The 23,885-nt window shown below is 42.0% G+C and carries 23 protein-coding genes; 18 read left to right on the top strand and 5 right to left on the bottom strand.

Going from position 1 to position 23,885, the window contains the following annotated elements:
• Positions 1–84 precede the first annotated feature (84 nt).
• The gene (locus D469_RS0102240; RefSeq protein WP_040606453.1) at positions 85–1,305 is read left to right on the top strand and encodes an argininosuccinate synthase; all 1,221 of its coding nucleotides are present in this window, start codon (positions 85–87) and stop codon (positions 1,303–1,305) included.
• The gene (gene argH, locus D469_RS0102235; RefSeq protein ID WP_018921732.1) at positions 1,302–2,687 is read left to right on the top strand and encodes an argininosuccinate lyase; all 1,386 of its coding nucleotides are present in this window, start codon (positions 1,302–1,304) and stop codon (positions 2,685–2,687) included. Before D469_RS0102240 ends, argH begins: the two co-directional genes overlap by 4 nt.
• A 128-nt stretch (positions 2,688–2,815) precedes the next feature.
• Here argH and D469_RS0102230 read toward each other — a convergent pair whose 3' ends face one another.
• On the bottom strand, positions 2,816–3,256 hold the full coding sequence (locus tag D469_RS0102230) for a universal stress protein (RefSeq protein ID WP_018921731.1): 441 nt from the start codon (positions 3,254–3,256) through the stop codon (positions 2,816–2,818).
• Positions 3,257–3,410: 154 nt separating this feature from the next.
• Between D469_RS0102230 and D469_RS21915 the strand changes: the two genes are divergently transcribed.
• The 7 genes from D469_RS21915 (at position 3,411) to D469_RS0102195 (ending at position 9,148) form a co-directional block, all read left to right on the top strand.
• Entirely contained in the window at positions 3,411–3,587 is a 177-nt protein-coding gene (locus tag D469_RS21915; protein WP_018921730.1) for a hypothetical protein, read from the top strand.
• Between the two features lie 197 nt (positions 3,588–3,784).
• On the top strand, positions 3,785–4,561 hold the full coding sequence (locus D469_RS0102220; RefSeq protein ID WP_018921729.1) for an SDR family oxidoreductase: 777 nt from the start codon (positions 3,785–3,787) through the stop codon (positions 4,559–4,561).
• A gap of 44 nt (positions 4,562–4,605) precedes the next feature.
• The gene (locus D469_RS0102215; protein WP_018921728.1) at positions 4,606–4,983 is read left to right on the top strand and encodes a hypothetical protein; all 378 of its coding nucleotides are present in this window, start codon (positions 4,606–4,608) and stop codon (positions 4,981–4,983) included.
• Between the two features lie 141 nt (positions 4,984–5,124).
• Positions 5,125–6,240, top strand: a complete 1,116-nt coding sequence (ald, locus tag D469_RS0102210) for an alanine dehydrogenase (RefSeq protein WP_018921727.1) — start codon at positions 5,125–5,127, stop codon at positions 6,238–6,240.
• Positions 6,241–6,540: 300 nt separating this feature from the next.
• The gene (locus D469_RS0102205) at positions 6,541–7,224 is read left to right on the top strand and encodes a metal-dependent hydrolase (protein WP_018921726.1); all 684 of its coding nucleotides are present in this window, start codon (positions 6,541–6,543) and stop codon (positions 7,222–7,224) included.
• A gap of 266 nt (positions 7,225–7,490) precedes the next feature.
• Positions 7,491–7,733: a hypothetical protein gene (locus D469_RS0102200; RefSeq protein ID WP_018921725.1), complete on the top strand. Its 243-nt coding sequence runs from the start codon at positions 7,491–7,493 to the stop codon at positions 7,731–7,733.
• A 104-nt stretch (positions 7,734–7,837) separates the two neighbouring features.
• A complete protein-coding gene (locus tag D469_RS0102195; RefSeq protein WP_018921724.1) occupies positions 7,838–9,148 on the top strand; it encodes a CBS domain-containing protein in 1,311 nt (436 codons plus the stop codon).
• Between the two features lie 97 nt (positions 9,149–9,245).
• Here the strand turns inward: D469_RS0102195 and D469_RS0102190 are convergent, their stop codons facing one another.
• Entirely contained in the window at positions 9,246–9,560 is a 315-nt protein-coding gene (locus D469_RS0102190; RefSeq protein ID WP_018921723.1) for a YtpI family protein, read from the bottom strand.
• Between the two features lie 123 nt (positions 9,561–9,683).
• Here D469_RS0102190 and D469_RS0102185 point away from each other — a divergent pair, with 123 nt between their 5' ends.
• On the top strand, positions 9,684–10,622 hold the full coding sequence (locus D469_RS0102185) for a DHH family phosphoesterase (protein ID WP_018921722.1): 939 nt from the start codon (positions 9,684–9,686) through the stop codon (positions 10,620–10,622).
• A gap of 139 nt (positions 10,623–10,761) precedes the next feature.
• Here the strand turns inward: D469_RS0102185 and D469_RS0102180 are convergent, their stop codons facing one another.
• The 3 genes from D469_RS0102180 to ytrH all read right to left on the bottom strand — a co-directional run bounded on the left by D469_RS0102180 (position 10,762) and on the right by ytrH (position 12,020).
• Positions 10,762–10,971, bottom strand: coding sequence for a YtzJ family protein (locus D469_RS0102180; RefSeq protein ID WP_018921721.1), 210 nt, complete (start codon positions 10,969–10,971; stop codon positions 10,762–10,764).
• A 201-nt stretch (positions 10,972–11,172) separates the two neighbouring features.
• The gene (gene ytrI / locus D469_RS0102170) at positions 11,173–11,685 is read right to left on the bottom strand and encodes a sporulation membrane protein YtrI (protein ID WP_018921719.1); all 513 of its coding nucleotides are present in this window, start codon (positions 11,683–11,685) and stop codon (positions 11,173–11,175) included.
• Complete coding sequence (gene ytrH / locus D469_RS0102165) at positions 11,682–12,020, bottom strand: sporulation membrane protein YtrH (protein WP_018921718.1); 339 nt, start codon at positions 12,018–12,020, stop codon at positions 11,682–11,684. The genes ytrI and ytrH overlap by 4 nt, the downstream gene beginning before the upstream one ends.
• Before the next feature lie 119 nt (positions 12,021–12,139).
• On the opposite strand from ytrH, the gene dnaE reads away from it, so the two are divergent.
• The 8 genes from dnaE to D469_RS0102125 all read left to right on the top strand — a co-directional run bounded on the left by dnaE (position 12,140) and on the right by D469_RS0102125 (position 23,754).
• Positions 12,140–15,466, top strand: coding sequence for a DNA polymerase III subunit alpha (gene dnaE, locus D469_RS0102160; protein WP_018921717.1), 3,327 nt, complete (start codon positions 12,140–12,142; stop codon positions 15,464–15,466).
• Positions 15,467–15,579: 113 nt separating this feature from the next.
• Complete coding sequence (gene ystJ / locus D469_RS0102155) at positions 15,580–16,821, top strand: NADP-dependent malic enzyme (protein ID WP_018921716.1); 1,242 nt, start codon at positions 15,580–15,582, stop codon at positions 16,819–16,821.
• Between the two features lie 46 nt (positions 16,822–16,867).
• Entirely contained in the window at positions 16,868–17,533 is a 666-nt protein-coding gene (locus D469_RS0102150) for a FadR/GntR family transcriptional regulator (RefSeq protein ID WP_018921715.1), read from the top strand.
• Between the two features lie 474 nt (positions 17,534–18,007).
• Positions 18,008–18,871, top strand: a complete 864-nt coding sequence (gene accD / locus D469_RS0102145; RefSeq protein WP_018921714.1) for an acetyl-CoA carboxylase, carboxyltransferase subunit beta — start codon at positions 18,008–18,010, stop codon at positions 18,869–18,871.
• 11 nt (positions 18,872–18,882) lie between these two features.
• Complete coding sequence (gene accA / locus D469_RS0102140) at positions 18,883–19,860, top strand: acetyl-CoA carboxylase carboxyl transferase subunit alpha (protein WP_018921713.1); 978 nt, start codon at positions 18,883–18,885, stop codon at positions 19,858–19,860.
• A 486-nt stretch (positions 19,861–20,346) separates the two neighbouring features.
• Positions 20,347–21,306 carry a 6-phosphofructokinase gene (pfkA, locus tag D469_RS0102135; protein ID WP_018921712.1) on the top strand — a complete coding sequence of 320 codons (960 nt, stop codon included), beginning with the start codon at positions 20,347–20,349 and terminating at the stop codon, positions 21,304–21,306.
• A gap of 31 nt (positions 21,307–21,337) precedes the next feature.
• Entirely contained in the window at positions 21,338–23,092 is a 1,755-nt protein-coding gene (gene pyk, locus D469_RS0102130) for a pyruvate kinase (protein ID WP_018921711.1), read from the top strand.
• A 266-nt stretch (positions 23,093–23,358) separates the two neighbouring features.
• On the top strand, positions 23,359–23,754 hold the full coding sequence (locus D469_RS0102125; RefSeq protein ID WP_018921710.1) for an FxsA family protein: 396 nt from the start codon (positions 23,359–23,361) through the stop codon (positions 23,752–23,754).
• Positions 23,755–23,885: the final 131 nt, after the last annotated feature.

Here is a 23,885-nt window from a genome sequence, read left to right as displayed (position 1 = left end):
AGTTAATTAAGAGGATCTTTATTCTCTTTCTTCTTTTACCTGTAATGCATAAAAATAATATTATTAGTATTTATATTCATGTTTATGGAGGGTTTTGTAGTGGCAAATAAAAAAATTGTATTAGCTTATTCTGGCGGATTGGATACATCGGTGGCGATACAATGGTTAAAAGATAACGGATATGATGTGATCGCAGTTGGTCTTGATGTAGGAGAAGGCAAAGACTTAGAATTTGTTAAAAATAAAGCGTTGGAAGTTGGAGCTATTCATTCTTATACGATTGATGCTAAAAAAGAATTTGCTGAAGAATTCGTACTTCCGGCGATGCAGGCCCATACGATGTATGAACAGAAATATCCACTCGTTTCAGCTTTGTCCCGTCCCCTTATTTCTAAGAAACTAGTGGAGATCGCTGAACAAACAAATGCAGATGCGATTGGTCATGGCTGTACTGGTAAAGGGAATGACCAAGTACGTTTTGAAGTTTCTATTCAAGCGCTAAACCCAGAACTTGAAGTAGTAGCACCAGTACGTGAATGGCAATGGTCTCGTGATGAGGAATTGGAGTATGCTAAAAAGCATAATATCCCAGTACCGGTTGACCTTGATAATCCATATTCTATTGACCAGAATTTGTGGGGGAGAAGCAACGAATGCGGCATTCTTGAAGACCCTTGGGCGACACCGCCAGAAGGTGCTTATGACTTAACAAATCCAATTGAAGAAACACCTGATGAAGCGGAAACGATCGAAATTGGTTTTGAAAAAGGCAAGCCAGTTACACTTAATGGAAAAAGCTATGAATTGCACGAATTGATTCTTGAGCTGAATGACATTGCTGGAAAACACGGGGTTGGCCGTATTGACCACGTAGAGAACCGCATGGTCGGAATTAAATCACGTGAAGTTTATGAATGCCCAGGGGCGATGACTTTAATCAAAGCTCACAAAGAACTTGAAGATCTAACGCTTCCTAAAGAAGTAGCTCACTTCAAACCGCAAATTGAAAAGAAACTATCTGAAGTTATCTACGAAGGCCTCTGGTTCTCGCAAATCCGTTCTGCGCTCGAAGCGTTCTTGGCTGAAACACAGGAAAACGTAACCGGTCTTGTGCGCGTGAAGCTCTTCAAAGGCCATGCGATTGTAGAAGGACGTAAATCAGAGTATTCCTTGTATAATGAAAAGCTTGCTACGTACAATACAGAAGACGAATTTGACCACAATGCAGCTGTCGGATTTATCTCCTTATGGGGTCTACCAACAAAAGTCCACAGCATGGTTAATAAAAAGGGGCAAAACGTATGACCAAGCTTTGGGGCGGCAGATTTACAAAACAGGCAGAAGAATGGGTGGATGCGTTCGGCGCATCCATCCCTTTTGATCAATTGCTTGTGCAAGAAGATCTCGAAGGAAGCTTAGCTCATGTTAGCATGCTTGCTGAACAAGAGATTATAACTGGCGAGGAAGCAGCTAAGATCACAGATGGGTTAAAACAGCTGCAAAAAAAAGCTGAAAATGGCGAGCTTGAATATAAAGTTGAAAATGAAGACATTCATTTAAATATTGAAAAGCACTTGATTGATTTGATCGGACCGGTTGGTGGCAAGCTACATACAGGACGAAGCAGAAATGACCAAGTAGCAACCGATATGCATTTATATGTAAAAAAACAGACACAGGAAGTTTTAACAAAAATCCACAATTTACAAACAGCACTTGTAGAACAAGCAGCTGAGAACGTAGAAACGCTTATTCCAGGCTATACTCATTTGCAGCGTGCGCAACCAGTATCGTTTGCCCATCATTTATTAGCGTATTTTGAAATGCTCGCACGCGACTTTGACCGCTTCCAGGACAGCTTAAAGCGAACGAACATTTCACCTCTTGGTGCGGGCGCCCTTGCTGGCACGACATTTCCAATCGACAGGCAAAAAAGTGCCGAAAGCCTGGGGTTTGAAAGCGTGTATTCAAACAGTTTAGATGCTGTTAGTGATCGGGATTTTGTGTTGGAGTTCTTAAGTAACTCTTCTACGCTGATGATGCACCTGTCCAGATTTGCAGAAGAGTTGATTTTATGGTCCAGTGAAGAATTTTCGTTTGTGGAGCTGGATGACACGTTTGCTACCGGCAGCAGCATTATGCCGCAAAAGAAAAACCCTGACATGGCTGAATTAGTGCGTGGAAAAACAGGTCGTGTATATGGCAGTTTATTCTCGTTGTTGACGATGCTGAAGGGACTGCCGCTAGCTTATAATAAAGATATGCAGGAAGATAAAGAAGGTATATTTGATACTGTCGAGACAGTAAAAGGATCTCTTGATATATTTGCGGGCATGGTGGAGACAATGAAAGTGCAAACAGAAACGATGAAGACAGCTGTTCAGTCTGACTTCTCAAATGCCACCGAGCTTGCCGATTATCTTGCTACCAAAGGAATGCCATTTAGAGAAGCCCATGAAGTGGTAGGGAAGCTGGTTCTTCAATGTATTGATAAAGGAATTTATTTGCTTGATCTTCCGTTTGATAACTACAAAGAAGCTAGTTCATTATTTGCAGAAGACATTTATGAAGTGTTACAGCCTGAAACACTGGTTGCACGCCGAAACAGTGAGGGCGGAACTGGTTTTAAACAAGTGGAACAAGCGGTCGAGTACGCTAAAGAACACCTGAAAGAAACAAAGGAGTAAGATTTAAAAAGCTGCCTATGGCAGCTTTTTTTATCAAGGGTGCTCCTAATTGGCGTTTTAATAGATGGTAAAAGAAAACAGAGTCTTTGGAATTGAAACAAATTATTATTCTGTCGTCACGGTGAGGATTAATCCGCTTGCCGTACAATTAATACATCACAGTTGGCATGCCGGGTAATAGCTTCTGATACACTTCCGATTAACATTCGTTCTACATAATTTAAACCTGTAGCCCCGGTAATGAGTAAATCCACCTCATACCGCTTCGTAAGGTCTTTTGGAATTTTCACTTTTGGTGAACCAAAATCTACGACCGTTTTCACATCTTTAATTCCTTTTTCTTCTGCTTGTTGCTTGTACCCATCAAGCATATCTTTTCCATGCGTCTCCGCGCGTGAAACAATAGTACGGTCATACTGCTCAATTGTAGCAAAAGTCCTAGTGTCAATAATGTGTGCAATAATCAAAGAAGATTCGTTATTAATAGCAACTTGACAGGCTTTTTTGAAGGCGGTTTTGGCCTCTTCTGACCCGTCTACAGCAACTAATACCGTATTATACATTGTCATACTACCTTCCCCCTTATAAAATGAAAGCCTTCTCTTCTACTACTATTATACCCTAAATTTGGAACGAAAAATCGGACATTTTATGAATAATATCCTCTACTTAAGACAAGCTTAAGAAACAGGCAAGCTAGCCAATTAACAAGGGGGATTTAAAGTGGCAAATGATGAGTATCAAACAGGCGACCAGGAAGTGCATGATCAAGTGGTAACAGCTTATAATCAAGTAGGACCGACATTAAACAAGGGTGACGACAGTTATAACAAGGAAGAACAAAAATTAAATGAACAAAAAACAAAACACCCAGATACCAATAACTTGCCGAAGGATTGAAAAGAGCTTCTTCTTTTCAATCCTCTTTGTAGTTTGCTCCCTCCTAATAACTACTCGTAAATGAAGGAGTAAGCAGTTGAACGTGAAAAAGCAAATGCTTATCATGTTGGCCCAACCGACAAAACATTCGACAATCCTTAGCTAACTTCTGTACAATTTAGTGTATATGATTACAGAACTGTTGAGGGAGGAGCATTATGAGGCATGTAGTTGTAACAGCAGGATCAAAAGGATTGGGAAGAAAAGTGAGTGAAGCTTTTTTACAGAAAGGGTATTCAGTCACAATTAATTATCGTTCTGATGAAGAAGCTGTAAACCAAATGCAGGATCAATGGGCCTCCTACTCAGATCGGATCCAATTTGTACAGGGGGATGTTACCAACCCGGAAGATTTGCATCGGCTGATTGAGCATGCTTATGAAGCGTTCGGTCGTATAGACGTACTAGTAAACAACGCAGGCCCATATATTTTTGAGCGTAAAAAACTGGCAGATTATACTGTGAGTGAATGGGATGAAATGCTTAAAGGGAACTTAACCGCTATGTTTCACTTATTCCAGCGAGTGATACCTATTATGCGTGAGCAGCAATTTGGCCGAATTATTACATATGGATTTCAAGGTGTGAATACAGCGCCGGGCTGGCTGTATCGTTCTGCGTTTGGAGCTGCTAAAACAGGGCTCTTATCTCTTATGAAAACAGTATCAATCGAAGAAGCTGAAAATGGAATTACAGTTAATATGGTGGCTCCGGGGATTATTACGGATGAAATGAAAGAAGCTTCAATCGAAACAGCAAAAGAAATTAATGATGATATCACTCCGGTCGGGCGCCCGGGAAGTGGAGAAGATATTGCTAGAACCGTCCTTTTTTTAACGGAGGATGAGGCGGATATGATTACGGGGTCTGTCGTAGAAGTGACAGGAGGCATTGATGTGATTCACCGCCGTCGTTCAAAGAGTATTAGTGAATAAATTGCTTCTAACATGATCACTTTAAACATAAAGAGGTGATTAAAATGAAGCATTTGCTAATATTCTTTCTTCTGTTGTTAGCATTTACACCCTCTGCGCATGTTTATGCAGATGAATTAATGGAGGCTTTTGCTATCCGAGTTTATGTAGAAACAGCCGAAGGTGATACGTATCAATGGAGCTTTGATAATCCAAACACATATGAATATCAACATAATGATCGTGTGATCCGGGGAGAAAGTGCTGAAAAAAAAGTAACTCAAATGTATGAACAGCTAGATATTAGTGAGAACCATACTTCAGAATCTCTCTCGCGACGAATTATTGATGGTCCCTTCCCAACAGCAGAGAAAATTGATGTAAGATATCGAAACGGAGAAAGTCAATTATTTACATGGCTCTGGGAAAAGAAGGTTGATTAAATTGGATAAATTCGTTATCTTTGTTGCGGAGGTTGCAAACGAATTCATGGTTTGAGCCCTGCACAAAAATAGAGAAGCGTATTACACCGGCAGGGCACACGTCCATAATAGTTAGTTATTCTAATAAGGGAGCGTGGCACAATGCAGATCGGTGTACCAAGAGAAATAAAAAATAATGAAAATCGAGTGGCAATGACTCCAGCTGGCGTCATGCAAATGGTTGAGCATGGCCATGATGTCAACATTGAAACAGAAGCTGGCCTTGGTTCAGGCTTTACAGATGAACAGTATCAAGAGGCTGGAGCGACAATTGTTTCTAGCGCTGAAGAGGCCTGGAATAATGAAATGGTGATGAAAGTAAAAGAGCCGCTTGAAGAAGAGTACCGCTTCTTTAGAGCAGGCCAAATTTTATTTACGTATTTGCATTTGGCTGCAGAACCTGAACTGACAAAAGCTCTGATTGATTCTAAAGTAACTGCGATTGCCTATGAAACAGTGCAGGACCGCGATGGCTCACTGCCATTGCTTACCCCGATGAGTGAAGTTGCAGGGCGAATGTCTACCTTGATGGGCACCCAATTTTTAGAAAAACCTAAAGGTGGTAAAGGTGTGCTCCTTTCTGGTGTACCAGGAGTTCAACGAGGCAATGTTACAATTATTGGCGGAGGAGTTGTCGGTACAAATGCTGCCAAATTGGCTGTCGGGCTTGGCGCAAATGTCACGATTCTCGATTTAAGCCCGAAACGCCTCCGAGAGTTAGATGATTTGTTTGGAAATGATATTCAGACAATGGTCTCAAATCCGCTTACGGTTGAAGAGAGTGTGGTTAACGCTGATTTAGTTATTGGCGCCGTTCTAATACCAGGAGCAAAGGCCCCAAAATTGGTAACCGAAGAAATGATACAAGCGATGACTCCTGGTTCTGTGCTGGTTGATGTTGCTATTGATCAAGGCGGGATTTTTGAAACGACTGACCGCATTACGACCCATGATGATCCGGTTTATACAAAGCATGAGGTGGTACACTATGCGGTGGCAAATATGCCTGGAGCTGTTCCGCGAACCTCAACGCTCGCCTTAACGAACGTAACCGTGCCCTATGCAGTAGCTATTGCGAATAAAGGGTATAAAGCAGCTTGCCTGCAAAACGAAGCGTTGAAAAAAGGCATCAATGCTTTAAAAGGGCAATTGACTTATCAAGCAGTAGCCGAGTCTCAAGACCTCCCTTTTGCTGATGTTAATGACCTGCTTAACTAGTACGGATGAAATTTTGTTCTAAGGGCTGTCTCGCAATAGTTCGTGTTGCAAGACAGTTTTTTGACCTATTTCAAGAATTGCCTTGTTAAACCGGAGGACGTGCTAGCTGTAGTACTACGGTTTATATATGTAACGCCTTAGAACTGGCGGGGCATTCTTCGGCGCTTTCACTAGGCTATTCTCGGTTTCTAAGTCTCCACAGCCACAGCTATAAAGAAGTTTAACTTTACTTAAAAACGGATAAATACATATTGGAGTATGGGCAATTTAAGTTAAATCTATAAGGTGGGAGTGAACGCAATGAAAGTTTCATTTCACGGTCATTCAGTAGTTAAAGTTGAAACGAATGGGACAACTATTTTAATCGACCCATTTATTACAGGCAATGGGAATTGTGATTTAAACGCTGATGAAGTGAAAGCAGATGTTATTTTACTTACTCATGGTCATAATGATCATGTTGGCGATACGGTTGACATTGCGAAGCGCAATGAAGCACTTGTGGTCGCACCATTTGAATTAGCGACATATCTTGGCTGGAAAGGGGTAAACGCCCATCCTATGCATATTGGTGGCGGTCATACCTTTGAATTCGGTCATGTGAAATTCACGCAGGCATTCCATGGCTCTGCCTATACAGAAGAAGAGGACCAGCGCATTGTATATACAGGGATGCCTGCAGGGATTCTCTTTACGGCAGAAAATAAAACCATTTATCACATGGGAGATACTGGCTTATTCAGTGATATTAAATTAATTGGAGAGCTGAATTCCATCGATTTGGCTTTTGTGCCGATTGGTGATAATTTCACAATGGGACCAGAAGACGCTAAGCAGGCGGTGAAATGGTTAAATCCGGGTTACGTCGTGCCAATTCATTATAATACGTTCCCACTTATTGAACAGGACGGCGAAGGGTTCATTTCTTCCTTGTCTCCTACTAAAGGAAAAGCTATGGAACCAGGAGAGACAATCGATTTATAACATGTTAAGCGAGGAGCTGTCCTACCGCAGGACAGCTCCTCTTTGTTTCGTTTGGGTGTTCTGGTCACAGTTGTTGTTTTTGCAAAAGAATAAATAGCTGTGATTTCAGCGGGAAAAGTAATAGCTTCAACTCTTGCTATTTCAGTTCCTGTGGCTTCGCAATGAAATGATCAACTTCTCTATGATTGCGTAAAGATAGGTGAATGAATGCTGTATGGACATGCATAGAATGAATTACCTGCAATAAAGTAGAGAGGATGATGAGCATGCGGTTAAGGTACGGATTAAGTGCGTTATTAGCCTTGATATTGCTTGGGTATAGTGCTCCTTTATTAACAGAACGGTTAACAGGCACTTCACTTCTGTTTGTTAGTATTTGGGTGGTCTTCTGTGTCGCTGTAATCGTGGGGAATATAACAGCTATTATTAAGGTGACTCGAAATAAAAAAGAGCTTCAGAAATCAGCCCATTCTCAAACCGTAAAAGCGCGGAACCGTGTGCGTATGTAATAATTGATTTGCTGTAAAGGACTCATTGGCTGTATAATACAATGTAACAGTAAAAGAAGATGTATTGATACAGTTCTTTCCCGGTTAATGAAAGGGTGAGTGGCATGGCTACAAAGCATGAACAGATTTTACAGCACATTTCCACGCTCGGTGTTGGCGAAAAAATCTCAGTGCGAAGTATTGCAAAAGCAATGAACGTGAGTGAAGGCACAGCGTATCGCGCTATTAAAGATGCAGAAACGCAGGGACTTGTCAGTACAATTGAACGAGTTGGAACGATCCGCATTGAAAAAAAGCAAAAAGATAATATTGAAAAACTTACGTATGCAGAAGTAGTAAATATCGTAGACGGGCATGTACTTGGTGGCCGGAATGGCTTGCATAAAACGTTAAATCGATTTGTTATTGGAGCAATGAAACTTGAAGCGATGATGCGCTATGTCGAACAGAGCAGTTTGCTCATCGTAGGAAACCGGTACCAGGTTCATAAACTTGGGCTCGAAGCGGGGGCAGCGGTGTTAATCACGGGCGGCTTTGATACCAATGATGATGTGATCCAGCTGGCCGACGAGTTGGAACTGCCTGTGATTACGACCAGCTATGATACTTTTACAGTAGCAAGCATGATCAATCGGGCGATTTATGACCAGCTCATAAAAAAAGAAATTGTGCTGGTCGATGACATATTAATCCCGCTTCAGGATACTTATTTTTTGACGACTGATAATTCAGTGGAGAAATGGCATGAGCTTAATCAGCGCACCGGCCACAGTCGTTATCCTGTCATTAATGAAGACATGAAAGTGCAAGGAATGGTAGCGGCGAAGGACGTATTGGGGGCGGCGCCTCATACAGCAATTGAAAAGGTTATGACAAGCCAGCCCATCACCGTTAGTGAACGCACGTCTGTGGCTTCTGTTGCTCATCTTATGGTATGGGAAGGGATTGAATTGTTTCCCGTAGTTGACCAAGCCAGAAAACTGCTTGGAGTCATAAGCCGGCAGGATGTTTTAAAAGCGCTGCAGATGGTACAAAAACAACCGCATGTAGGTGAGACCATTGATGATGCGATTACGAGTCGATTTATGGAAGTGTCGTCTAATTCCGACTACGATTTTCAAGTAGATGTGTCTCCGCAAATGACAAACCAATTAGGTATGATTTCTTATGGTGTGCTTTCGACGTTAGTTACAGAAACAGCGAGCAGGATGCTACGGAAATATAAACGCGGCGACCTAGTCGTTGAAAATATAAGTCTGTATTTTATTAAACCTGTTCAAATTGAAAGTATGATTGATATTAAAGCAAAGGTGCTTGAAGTCGGGAGGAAACACGGGAAAATTGATATAGAGCTTTATCATGAAGGAGAAATTGTTGGTAAAGCCTTACTAATGGCACAGCTCCTTGACCGCTAACATAGGGAAGTGAAGAAGGCGAAGCTTGATTAACAAACAAGCCTGGATAGATATATAAAGAGGTCGCCTTTTAAAGGACGACCTCTTTTCAACTGCTTTACGTTTGAACTTTTTGCTGTTCTCTTGTTTCTTCGAGAACATATGGGCGATAATGTTTATAAGCTTTATAGCCATAAAGCACATTTATACTACCGAGGCCAACAAAAACCAATCCTACGATCGTTTCGACCCACCCACGGGTGCCGACTAATAGGTTTAGTCCAAAAAGTCCAACAAACATCCCCAGTGAAATATTTGCTTTTGTTTGCTGCCAGCGTTTTTCAGCGGGCCCCTTGCTGCGAAATTGCTTCACTTTATTAAAAATGTAGAAGACAAAGGCAATACTAAAAAGCATAACCAATAGTTGATTCATGTAAATTCCTCCAAACTTGTGCTTCATCTATTTTACATCGTTCGCAGATTTATGCCAATCTATTTTGCTTCAGAAGGAAGAGAGCAAACAAAATGAACGTCACCTCATAAAAGGAGATCGACAATGATAGCGGAAATTATTAAAAAGATTGAAGAATACGAAACCATTATTATTCATCGGCATGAAAGCCCAGACCCAGATGCATTAGGTTCTCAAGGAGGGCTTGCTGAACTGGTCAAAACGAATTATCCACATAAGTCAGTGCTTGTAACGGGAGAAGATGAACCCTCGCTGGCATTTTTAGGAGAAATGGATGGGGTACATGATAGGCTTTATGAACAGGCTCTAGTTATTGTCTGTGACACAGCGAATACGGAAAGAATTAGTGATCAGCGCTATACAAACGGTAACTATTTAATTAAGATTGACCATCATCCTAATGAAGAACCTTACGGAGACCTGGTTTGGGTCGACACAAATGCAAGTTCAACCAGTGAAATGATCGTGAGATTGTATGAACAGGCTAAGGAAGAGCAGAAATGGGAATTAAGTGAAGTGGCTGCCTATTTGTTGTATGCTGGTATTGTCGGCGATACAGGGCGCTTTCGTTTTACCAATACAACCCCCCGGACTTTTGCCGCGGCTGCTACATTATTAACAAAAGAAATTGATACAACTGAGCTGTATACTAAGATGTATACAAAACCTCTGCGGCTGGTGCGTTTTCAAGGGGATGTATTGCAGCAATTTGAATTAACAGAGGTTGGAGCAGGTTATGGTTACATTACGCAAAAACAATTGAAGGAACGAGACGTTACGATCACTGAATCTTCTGCTGTTGTTAATGCGGTCGCGGATATAGAAGGGATTAAAGCATGGGTTTTCTTTGTGGAAAATGAAGACGGCACGTATCGGGTGCGTCTTCGTTCGAAAGCCCCTGTTATTAATGACATTGCGATGGAGCATAATGGTGGTGGCCATGCCCTTGCTGCCGGTGCCAAGGCAGCGGATTTCGAGGAAACAGAGCAAATTATTGCTCAATTACAAGCAAAGTGTTCCTAAAGTTAACCATTATAAAAAGCCTGGTATTCAGGCTTTTTTTACTCGAATTTAATGATTGGCTTCGAAAAATGATTGGTGCAAATAGAGGAAGAATGTACTTGGACACTTAAAGAATGAGTGTTGAGAAAGCCGCTAAGAGTTAGTCTTTTTTATTGGAAGGTATAAACCAAGAACCTAAGGCCGTTTTATCTTCATATACATCAATGTCCATTTTTTGCAGTTCTTTTCGTATCATATCGGTCACTTCCTGCGACTCAGCAAACGCAGAATACCCTGTCTTGATTTTCTCCACTTTATGGAGAGCAAGTTCTTTTCGATTCATGACCATCTCTTTTCCTGTTACGTCCATAAATCATCCCTCCTCTGCATAAGTTACGGTCTGCAGTTGACGATTTAAAATTGTCTGCTTATCTTCATTATAACGATTTTTTTAAAGTTTGACTCCTTTTTTTGCATATTAGAAATTAAAATTTTTTGACAAAAATACGCGTGAGCTGAAAGATCCTTTTGCAAAAGCAATATTATTGCCTCCTGTTGGGAGGAAATGACGCTAATTATCTCCTGGGTTAACGGGATGAATTTCTACATGAATTTCAAGTGATGTGTATAAATACATTTCTTTCACATCCAGATTGTACGTTTGTTCATTGATTTCAAAGGTTTTGTTTTCTAACGTGCGGATCAGGGATTCTTTTAAGTCTGCCACGCTTTCTACATTTTGATCCTGGACAAAATGAATTTCTCTTAGGGCTTGCTGTTCCAATTCATATATAGTTAGTTCATTTAACCGGCTAGCTTCACGGTTTTTAAAAATAAATTCAATCTCTTCTACGATAAGAGCAGGGTTTTCTCCTTCATTTGTCCGCTCGTCTTGACGCAGTGCTTCAATCTGTTCCTCGAGTTGGGTGATGGTGATTTCTTGTTTATTTTTTTCGATAAGAAGGGTTTCGTGCATCGTTCCGTACTGTAATAAAAAGAAAAACCAACCGGTTAGCACACCGACAAAAAGCCCCGCAAAAAACCGTTGAGCGCCTGGTGTACGGTAAAGTGGAGGAATTCTCACGGACTTAAATGCTCCTGCGTCATCCATTGTATAATAAGGGTACCTGTATTAGCTCCAGAGAGAGCAGCTAATAGCATACATAGGGTCTTGTAAATATCGGCGTGTGTTCCATAAAATAAGCCACGTTCAAGACTGGTTATAGCATCAAATGTACCTCCAATGGCCGCTACTAAGGCCCAAATTTTTAAACTTCCTGCCAACTCATGCATTGTGGCTAAAGGGGGGCGCCCTAATAAGTAACCGCCCATGCTGCCGATAATGGCTCCACCGGTTACCACCCCAAAAGCAACAAAATAATCCATGATCAGGGTAGCCAAGAATTCTCGATTTAACATCTTTAAGCTCCTTTCTGATCTGTGTGTCTATTCGTTCACCGAGTTCACACGAGGGTTGTATAATAAGTTTACGCTTGTACTTTTTGAATATGATTGTTTGAAAAAGGGGGGATCTGACAATGACTGGTGTTCAATTGCATATGCAGACTGAGTATAGCCTGCTTCAAAGTACTTGCAGGGTTCAGGACCTTGTGGACTATGCCTATAAAAAAAATGTAAAGGCGCTCGCGATTACAGACCGTAACGTACTATATGGGGCTGTCCCTTTTATGAAAGCATGCCGGGAAAAAGGTATTCATCCGGTCATAGGGTTAAAGCTTGATCTTGTAATCGAGGATGAGAAAGCCCCCCTCCTTTTATTGGCACAAAATGATGAAGGGTATCGAACGCTCATCCGCTTGTCAACAAAAGTACGAACCTCTACAGAAGCTCCCATTTATTTGCAAGAGCTTGCTGCCCAATTAGAAGGTTTGTTCGTAATTGTTCCCCATGCAGATAGTGAGGTTGCTGTGCATTGGCGGGCAGGTGATATAAATAAAGCCGGGCAGCTAGTAGAAGCTCTGCAGACTGTTATTCCCCCAGGGCAGTTATTTTTTGAAGTTGACCCTGTGCTTGTGCAAAAGTCTGAAGAAGAAAAAAAGTGGTTGAATTGGGGAAGAGAAAAAAATTGTTCATTTGTATTAAGCAGTAATATACATCAGCTTAAAGAAGCAGATAAACAAGTAAGAAAATTACTTGAAGCCATTCGTAAGAACAAGGCTTTTCAGCAAATGGAGCAATCGGAACTTGAGCTTGAAACTAGTTTTGAAAAAGCGGAAGAGGTAGTTGGAGGCTTTAGCAAAGAATTAAAGGAACGAACCTTAGAGGTGGCGTTAAGCTGTCAAGTGAAGACGGTTGATGAACAAATGCCGCTTCCTGTTTATCCATTAGATGCAGCCACAACTGCTTCAGATCAATTAAAGAAACTAACTTATACTGGCATGAAGGCAAGATATGGCCAGCCTTCAGAACAGGTACAGGACCGGCTCAAGTATGAGCTAGAGGTTATTGAGCGAATGGGCTATGCTGATTATTTTCTCATCGTTTGGGATATGGTACGTTTTGCAAAAAGAAAGGGGATGTTAGTTGGGCCAGGCCGTGGTTCAGCAGCTGGATCGCTTGTTGCTTACGTCTTATACATTACCGATGTGGATCCTTTGCAGTTTAATTTATTGTTTGAACGATTTCTAAATCCAGAGCGGGTGTCCATGCCAGATATTGACGTTGATTTCCCTGACCATCGACGGGAAGAAGTGATTCGCTATTTGATTGAAACATATGGGGATGATTATGCAGCGCAAATCATTACGTTTGGTACGTTTGGATACCGCGCAGCCTTGCGGGATACCGCTAGGATGACTGACGCCCCGCGGTATGTAGCGGACCGGATTATCAAGGCCTTGCCAAAGGGCGTACCCACTCTAAAAGAAGCCTATAGCGATGAAGGGTTTAAAAAGTGGATGACAGAGGATGAAGCGACCCAACAAGTGTTCAGCTTGGCTGTCGGAATCGAAGGGCTTCCTCGTCATGCCTCTATTCATGCGGCGGGGGTTATTTTAAGCCACGATCCTTTGTCTAAACACGTACCTCTTGAACTTCCCGATTCGCAAGCACCAGCTGCTGTTACCCAGTATCCAATGGAAATTCTAGAAGAAAAAGGGTTATTAAAAATGGATGTCCTCGGTTTGCGCAACTTAACCTTGCTCGAACAAATGGCTGTTTTTGTCCAACAGCTGACAGGAAAACCTTTTTCGCCCGCGGATCTCTCATTAGAGGATCCTGAAACATTTAAATTGTTGGCTAAAGGAGAAACGCTTGGGATATTCCAATTTGAGTCAAGTGGAATGCAAAACGTGTTAAAGCGTTTGCAACCAACGGAGTTTGAAGATCTTGTAGCTGTTAATGCCTTGTACCGGCCAGGGCCAATGGAGCAGATTCCTGTGTATATTGATGGGAAGCACGGAAAAGTTAAACCTTCCTGGCCTCATCCAGACCTTAAGCCGTATTTAGCCCATACATACGGAGTCATGGTCTATCAAGAACAAGTCATGCAAATTGCAAATGTAATGGGTGGTTTTAGTTTTGGTGAGGCTGACTTATTAAGAAGGGCAGTAAGTAAAAAAGACCAAGCGGCAATGGAGGAAATGCGTGAACGGTTTTTAGCAGGGGCCGAAGAAAAAGGATATGACGACCAGGCCGCTCTTCAAGTTTACGAATGGATTGTGAGGTTTGGAAATTACGGATTTAATCGCAGTCATGCTGTCGCATACAGCAAAATTGCATATCAATTGGCTTACGTTAAAGCTCATTATCCGCTTATTTTTTATGCAGCCTTACTCACAAATGTCAGGCAAAATGATGAAAAAATAAATGCAGTGATCCGAGAAATGAAACGGCAAGGATATACTATTCTCCCCCCTTCTATCAACCGCAGCCACTTATCATTTCTCCCTGAGGATAATGGATTGCGCTGGCCTTTAACAGCTATCCGCCATGTGAACGAAAAAACAGCCCAGGCGATTATTACGGAACGCGACAAGCAGCCATTTACACATTTTTTGGATGTGTTTCTTCGTTTGGAAGCAGCGCCGCTTACCCGCGAGGGCTTGATTTCTTTAATCAAGGCTGGAGCATTTGATGATTTTAATATGGAACGGACGACCCTTTTGGCTTCCCTTGACCGTGCGAGAGAATTTGCTGATTTTCATAAAGACGTTGGGAGTTTATTTGGTAGTGCAGACACGGCGTTTCGGTACGCCGAAACTGACCCTTACTCCTTTTTAGAAAAACTAGAAGCAGAACGCGAAGCAACGGGGTACTATCTAAGTGATCACCCGTTAAGTATGTATCGAACGCTTTTAGAGAAAATAGATCTTACGCCATTACGAGATCTTCCAACCTTGCCCAAAAAATCAGCTGTTAAAGCGGTGGGACTGGTTGAAAGCATTCGCCAGATTCGTACCAAAACCGGCCAACCTATGGCTTTTCTCGTTTTAACAGACGGAGAGAAAGACGTGGAGATCGTTGTGTTTCCTGATGTTTACCGAGAGGTCCGTGCATTCATTGAAGAAAAACAGCCAATCCTTATAAAAGGGGAAGTGGATACACGTGCAAATGAAGAGAAAATCATTGCAAAAGAAATTCTCTCTTTAGAGTGGCTAAAAGCCCGGAGCAAGGAAATGATTTATGTAAAAGTAGAAGCTGCTGATCAAGTCAGAGGAACCCTTGCCAAATTGGATAGGTTAATTGATTTGCATCGGGGCCCAGTACCGATTACTTTATACTATGAAGAAAAAAAGCAGGCTTACCGACTACCAGCTCATAAGCATGTTGACGGCAGCTCTGGTTTTTTTCAGAGGCTTACTCAGTTATTTGACGAGGAACAAATTAAAATTCAAAAAGCCTAAAGGGTGAATAACATCACTCAATTTGTTATAATTAGTACAGTTTGAAATTGGTCAGACCAATTTCGTACATCAAACTATAAATAGCTGCGAAAGAAAGAAGGAGAGTGGGGCGTGTGCCAACAACGAGGGAAGAAGCACTGCATCTTCACCGGATTAAACAAGGGAAACTAGAGTCCAAAGCGAAGATTCCAGTAAGAAATGCTAAGGAATTAAGCTTGGCGTATTCTCCTGGAGTTGCTGAACCTTGTAAAGAGATTTACGATGATAAACAGAAAGTATTTGAGTATACGATGAAAGGCAACATGGTAGCTGTCGTATCCGATGGCAGTGCAGTTTTAGGCTTAGGTAACATTGGAGCAGAAGCAGCGTTACCTGTTATGGAAGGAAAAGCTGTCCTGTTTAAGTCTTTCGCAGGTGTTGATGCGTTTCCGATCTGCTTAAGTACTTCAGATGTTGATACGATTGTTAATACAGTGAAATTGATGGAGCCTAACTTTGGCGGTGTGAACTTAGAAGATATTGCAGCACCAAATTGCTTTATTATTGAAGAACGTTTAAAAAAGGAAGCTAACATTCCAGTCTTTCACGATGATCAGCATGGCACAGCCATTGTTACGCTTGCAGGTTTAATTAATGCCCTGAAACTATCTGGGAAATCTTTATCTGAAATTAAGGTCGTAGCGAATGGGGCCGGCTCGGCTGGAATTGCTATTATTAAACTTCTCCGTCGTATGGGCGTAAAGGATATTATTCTTTGTGACTCAAAAGGTGCCATTTATGAAGGCCGTACAAATGGCATGAACGATGTCAAAGAAGAAATCGCCAAAGTCACGAATAAAGATGGAAAAACAGGATCCCTCAGCGAAGTCATTGAAGGGATGGACGTATTCATCGGGGTTTCCGTTGAGGGTGCTTTAACCAAAGAAATGGTTGAATCGATGAATGATAACCCTATTATTTTTGCAATGGCCAATCCTGTACCTGAAATTATGCCAGAAGATGCCAAGGAGGCTGGAGCGAGCGTAATTGGGACAGGCCGTTCTGATTTCCCAAATCAGGTTAACAATGTACTTGCTTTTCCAGGTATCTTTAGAGGAGCCCTGGATGTAAATGCTACCCATATTAACGAAGAAATGAAGACAGCTGCAGTTTATGCTATCGCTGATCTTATTGCAGAAGATGAACTTAATGAAGACTATGTCATTCCTGCCCCATTTGACGAGCGAGTCGCTCCTGCAGTGGCAGCAGCTGTGGCAAAAACAGCAATGGAAACAGGCGTAGCCAGAAAAAATGTTGATCCGCAAGAGGTAGAAAAGCGGACAATCGAAATGTCTGCAATCGGCAAGGAAGAATAAGTAAAAGATCGTACAGCTCCGTAGATAGGGAAGCAGGTGAACGGAAGTGACGCAAAGTTCAGATAAGATGTACTTAGAAGTGTTAAAAGAAATTAACTACTTGATACATGCTGATGATCTTAAAAGTGGAGATCGTCTTCCATCAGAGCGTGAACTAAGCGACCGGCTTGATGTCGGTCGCTCTTCCGTGCGTGAAGCCCTGCGAGCACTGGAATTACTTGAATTGATTGAAACCAGGCCTGGCGGCGGAACGTACATTAAAGCTGCGGGTGGCCGACGGCTTGTAGAAATTATTGCTTCATTTATTTTAAAAGAAGATAAAGCCAGAGAAGACCTGGGCGAGACCCGCTTAATTGTGGAAAAAGAAGCAATTCGGCTTGCATGCCAGCGGGCGAGTATAGAAGATTTAGAAGCATGGAAAGCTGTTTTAAACGACTACCGTAAGAAAGTAGAAAAAGGTGAAACACCTGTTGAAGAAGATTATCTTTTTCACAGCATGTTAGTTAAATGCAGTCATAACCATTTGTTACACCATATTTGGATTCCACTTGTGGAATACAGCAAAGCAGCACTTGAAGAATCGTTGGCACGCAGCGGCCGGCCAATATTATCATTATATGAACATGAACGGATCTATGAAGCGGTCTTGCAGCGTGACGCAGCTAAAGCGGTGGAAGAATTGAGTGCGCATCTACAAAATAGCGCATTTTAGCATGAGGATTGGTATCAAGTAGCACTTTTATAAGATTGTAGCAGTGATATATACTAATAAAATGAAAGCAGGAAACAAAAGATAGGGAAGATCTCTGCTTGTATGTAGTAGAGAAGTAAACGCTCCGTTCCCTGCTATTACATAGTTTATTTTAGAGAAAGAGGTCAACTTGTTATTGAACGCAAAAATAGGTCCATGCCTCTGATTTCAATTTTTGCCCCGTTTTTGTTTAGAAACGTCGAAACTCGCTCCTTGCTTTTTTGTACAAGCATGATACGCTGTTTTTACAATATAAAGTAGCTGGGGTTTTCTGTTATCATTACGTTGTGTTCTATGTTGAATGAGGCTAAGTGAATTTGGACAAGCCGTGCAATAAGGTTAAGACAATAGAAGCAAATAAGAGCACTTTCGTTCTACGTTTGCTCTCATTTGTTTCGAATTCAGTTGACCTGAAGTGAAAAAGAGGTGTAGACCGTGTTTAAAGATTTTTTTACTAAAAAACGTAAATATGCGACGATCCCTTCGGAACGCCAACAGCCGCGGAAGATGAACGATGGCGTGATGACAAAATGCCCTTCATGCAAAACTATTGTCTATTCTAAAGAACTAAGTAAGCATCAAATGATTTGTCAAACTTGCGGACACCACTTCCCGCTTTCTAGTAAAGAACGGATTGATGACTTTTGTGATGAAGGTTCCTTTCAAGAGTTTGATCAGGAGCTTACTTCTACAGATCCGTTAGCGTTTCCTGACTACAAGGAAAAGTTGGATAAAGACCGTGAAAAAACGGGAATTAATGAAGCCGTTGTAACGGGGAAAGCTACAGTTAATGGGCATGCTCTCATCATTGGAGTGATGGATGCTCGGTTTAGAATGGGCAGTATGGGATCTGTAGTTGGCGAAAAGATTACTCGTGCTATCGAAGTGGCAGAAAAAGAACGCTTGCCGTTTATTCTGTTTAGTGCATCAGGTGGAGCGCGAATGCAGGAAGGCGTTTTAAGTTTAATGCAAATGGCTAAAACGAGCGCAGCTTTGGAGAAACTAGACCAAGCAGGAGTACTATTTGTTTCTGTTTTAACGCACCCTACTACAGGCGGTGTGTCTGCAAGCTTCGCTTCACTAGGAGATTATAATATCGCCGAACCTCAGGCAACGATTGGTTTTGCCGGGCGTCGAATAATTGAACAAACGATTCGGCAAGAATTGCCTGATGATTTTCAAACGGCAGAGTTTCTGCTAGAACATGGTCAACTTGATAAAGTCGTATCTCGCAAAGAGTTAAAGCAAGTACTTACAACCATATTAGAAGTTCACTCAAAAAACCATAACAACAGCTAGGGGGTGAAAAAATGAGCGGACATTTACCTTTTGAAGAACCCGTGGTCCAGCTTCGTGAAAAAATTGCAGAATTGAAATCTTTTACCACAGACCAAGACCTTGACCTAAGTGATGAAATCAAGGAGCTTGAAGAAAGGCTGGCCCAGCTCGAAGAAAAAGTTTACGACGAACTGGCTCCCTGGGAGCGTGTGCAAATCGCAAGACATGGAGCACGCCCGACAACCTTGGATTATATTGAACGCTTATTCGATGACTTTCTTGAAGTACATGGCGACCGTGTCTATGGTGATGATGCGGCCATTGTCGGTGGAATTGCAAGGTATAATGGCCAGCCCGTTACAGTGATTGGCCATCAGCGCGGGAAAGATACAAAAGAGAATTTACACAGGAACTTTGGCATGCCCCATCCGGAAGGCTATCGGAAAGCCTTGCGATTAATGAAACAAGCAGAGAAGTTTAAACGGCCAATTATTTGCTTTATTGATACAAAAGGAGCATTTCCGGGGCGAGCGGCTGAGGAAAGAGGGCAGAGTGAAGCGATTGCCCGTAACCTGTTAGAAATGGCTGGGTTAAAAGTTCCGGTGGTTTGTATTGTAATTGGTGAAGGCGGAAGCGGAGGTGCGCTTGGCCTTGGCATTGGCAATTATATTCATATGTTAGAGAATTCTACGTACTCCGTTATTTCTCCAGAAGGGGCGGCAGCTCTCCTGTGGAAAGATTCTGCGTATGCTGAACGAGCTGCGGAGACAATGAAAATAACAGCTCCTGACTTGAAGGAGTTAAACATTATTGATGAGATGATAGCGGAGGTGCGAGGCGGCGCTCATGATAACGTAGATGAACAGGCAGCCCGCATTGATGAGGTTTTACAATCTTCCCTTGCTCATTTGAGCTCGATGGGGCCAGAGCAATTAATTGAACATAGATATGAAAAATTTCGTAAAATCGGAGCGATCTCAGAAGAGACTTCTGCCTCGCTTAACTTCTAGAAGGAGTTGTCCCAAAAAGGGGCAGCTCCTTCTTGGTCTATAGAGTTTTTCTTTCACTGGAGGCTTTGGTGACTTTTGCCTCTTGCTCTTCTCCATTCTGACTTTATTTGTTGCTAACGTAGAGCTGTTTTTGGCATGCCTATATTGTTAAATTGCTTTCTTTTCCATCTTTCTTTAAAAAGTGTAAAATATTTTATGGAAGACGGTTAAAACTACATATAGTGTTGCAAAAAATAGGCTAATATCCCCAAATCATTATAAGCATGAAGATGGCTCGTTGTATGTACAAGTTTTCATTAGAAGTAAACGTTTACTTATTTCTTCCCCCGTTACAGCCAACGGTTTTTACTGTATCATATAGAGAAAGAAAAGAATAAGTACAGGCAATAGAGTGATGTATTAACACTTTTTGTATTTGTTTGTCTAAAATAGTGAAGAATGGTATCTTGTTATCCACGAGTATTGTTCTTAAGGAGGCTAAAAAATATGAAAAAAATCGGCGTTTTAACGAGCGGCGGGGATTCACCAGGAATGAATGCAGCTATTCGTGCCGTAGTACGTAAAGCAATTTATCATGACGTAGAGGTATATGGCATTAAATACGGATATTACGGTTTAGTAACAGGCGACATTGAGCCGATGGGGATTGGCTCAGTAGGAGATATTATTCATCGTGGAGGTACGATGCTTAATACCGCCCGCTGCGAAGAATTCTTAACCCCAGAAGGCCGTGAAAAAGGCGTTGAAATGTTAAAAGAACATGGCATAGAAGGTGTAGTGGTTATTGGTGGAGACGGATCTTTTCGCGGGGCTGAAAAACTAGCCGAGCTAGGTGTTCCTACTATTGGTGTCCCTGGTACCATCGATAACGACATACCATTTACAGATTACACAATCGGCTTTGATACTGCCTTAAATACTGTTATTGATGCCATTGACAAAATTCGCGACACGGCAACTTCTCATGAACGAACTTACGTTGTGGAAGTAATGGGGCGTGACGCGGGTGATATTGCGCTTTGGTCCGGCCTCGCAGATGGAGCAGAAACTATTTTGATCCCGGAAGCATCGTATGAAATGGAGCAGGTAGTCGATCGTTTAAAACGTGGAAATGAAAGAGGTAAAAAACATAGTATCATTGTACTGGCTGAAGGAGTAGGCAGCGGACCTGAAGTAGGGCAGCGCATTCAAGATGAAACTGGGTTTGAGACGCGTGTAACTGTGCTTGGACACATTCAAAGAGGAGGATCTCCGTCAGCCTATGACCGGGTATTAGCTAGCCGATTAGGGGCAAAAGCTGTAGAATTGTTACTAGATGGCGAATCTGGACACATGGTAGGGATACAAAACAACCAAGTCACTTATGCCGGAATTAGTGAAGCGTTGGCGCAAGCTCATTCCATTGATAAAACGATGTACGAGCTTTCGAATCAATTATCTATCTAAAAATCAGATGAAATCTTTGAGGAGGGACAGTATGCGAAAAACAAAAATTGTAAGTACGATTGGGCCTGCTAGTGAAGACCCGCAAACTCTCAAAAAGCTGATTGAGGCAGGAATGAATGTAGCTAGACTTAATTTCTCACATGGGGATTATGACGAACATGCAACAAGAATCAAGCATATACGTGCGGCAGCAAAAGAAGCAGGTAAGACTGTAGGTATCTTGTTGGACACAAAAGGTCCGGAGGTTCGGACGCGTACGATGAAAGACGGGGGCGTTGAATTAGAAAAAGGGCAATCCTTGATCGTTACACCGGAAGATATTGAAGGTACCTCTGAGCGTATTGCCGTTACGTATGAAGGACTTGCTGATGATCTAAATATTGGATCAAAAATTCTGCTTGATGATGGATTGATTGAATTAGAAGTTACTTCAATTGAAGGACGTGACGTACATACTACTGTACTGAACAGCGGACTGTTAAAAAATAAAAAAGGAGTAAATCTCCCTAACGTAAGTCTCAGCCTGCCGGGGATTACAGAAAAAGATGCAGCTGATATCCGCTTTGGGATCGAACAAGAAGTTGATTTTATTGCAGCTTCTTTTGTACGGCGTGCAGCTGATGTTCTTGAAATTCGAGGATTGCTCGAAGACCATGGAGTAGAGGATATTCAAATCATCCCTAAAATTGAAAACCAAGAAGGTATTGATAACATTGAGGAGATCCTTGAAGTATCAGATGGCCTTATGGTTGCCCGTGGGGATATGGGGGTAGAAATTCCACCTGAAGAAGTGCCGCTTGTTCAGAAACAGTTAATCAAGCACTGCAATAATTTGGCGAAACCTGTTATTACTGCTACTCAAATGCTTGACTCTATGGAAAGAAATCCACGGCCTACAAGAGCTGAGGCAAGTGACGTTGCAAATGCTATTTTTGATGGAACTGATGCTACAATGTTATCTGGTGAAACCGCTGCGGGAGATTATCCAGTAGAAGCTGTGCATACAATGAGTGAGATCGCGATTCATGCCGAATCCGCATTAAACTATGAAGAAATGCTTTCTAAACGCAGTGAGAGAAGTCGTAAAACCATTACAAACTCCATTAGCCAAGCGGTTGCAAATACTGCTTTGGAACTTGAAGCAGGTGCCATTCTTACAGCTACCGAAAGCGGTTATACAGCAAAAGTGGTTTCTAAATACCGTCCGAAATCACCAATTATTGCTGTGACAAGCGATGAACGTGTCGTACGAAGATTGTCACTAGTTTGGGGAGTGACTCCGCTCCATAGTGAAAAAGCAGAAACGACTGACGAAATGTTGGATATTAGCATTAGCGAATCCATCAAATCTGGTATAGTAAGCCACGGTGACCTTGTGGTAATCACCGCGGGAGTGCCGGTAGGTGAAACGGGTACTACTAATATCTTAAAAGTTCATGTAATTGGAGAGGTCATGGCAAAGGGCCAAGGAATCGGCCGCCAAACAGCCGCTGGTCGAACTGTGCTTGCGCGTAATGCCAAGGAAGCAAATGATAAAGTGACAGAGGGAGACATTCTAGTCACCCTAGGGACAGATAAAGACATGATGCCCGCTTTTGAAAAAGCAGCTGCAGTTATTACGGAAGAAGGCGGTTTGACCTCCCACGCAGCCGTTGTAGGCTTGAATTTAGGCATTCCTGTTATCGTTGGAGTGGAAGGTGCCGTCTCTATCATAGAAGAAGGTATAGAAGTTACTGTTGATGGAGCGCGTGGAGATTTGTACAAAGGGCATGCAAGTGTTTTATAATGATGTAAGGAGAAAGAGGAGGCAGAGGCCTCTTCTTTTTCATATTAGTTCTGTAAAAAACGAGGTTGAATTTTAAATTTAATGTAGGTTGAAGTGGAAGGTATTGTGCTTGTCGTGAAACTGGGCGAATTGAAGCAAACTTTATCAACGACGTTTAACAATGCGTTCCTAATTAAGGCATCTTTAAGGTGGAAGGAACCAGTTTGATGCTAAAGGAAAGCCGATCAGAAATTTTGCGGATGTAAAAAGGGAAAGGTTTGAGAAATGTGGGGCGTATACTGTTACTCTTACTTCTAGTGGTGCCGACGGTAGAAATGATTATATTAATTTCGTTTGGGCAGTGGATTGGGGTATGGCCAACTATATTTCTTGTTGTACTTACTGGTGTAGTAGGAGCTTGGCTAGCTAAACGGGAAGGTTTAAATGCGCTGCGAACTTCGCAATTAAAAATGCAAAATAACGAAGTACCTGGCGATTTACTGATTGACGGCATCTGTATCTTAATTGGTGGCGTTGTTTTACTGACGCCAGGGTTCGTAACTGACCTTATTGGATTTTTTCTTCTTATTCCATTTACTAGAAGCTTTGTGAAAGGAATGTTGAAGCAAGCTTTTGAACGGATGGCTAAGAATGGAAGTTATATTGTCGTACGCAGAAAGTAACGGTGTTGGAAAATCCCCTGCCTTCGAGACTCTTAGAGATAAGCATAAGATAGATGGCAGGGAAATGACTGATGAAATCAACAGCGACCATTTACAATTCTCTGCATGTAATGAGGAAAAGTCTATAATGC

Source organism: Salsuginibacillus kocurii DSM 18087, from assembly GCF_000377705.1.
Taxonomy (GTDB): domain Bacteria; phylum Bacillota; class Bacilli; order Bacillales; family Marinococcaceae; genus Salsuginibacillus; species Salsuginibacillus kocurii.
Note: the sequence above shows the minus strand (reverse complement) of the source record. Positions and strands in the feature narration are given on the sequence as shown.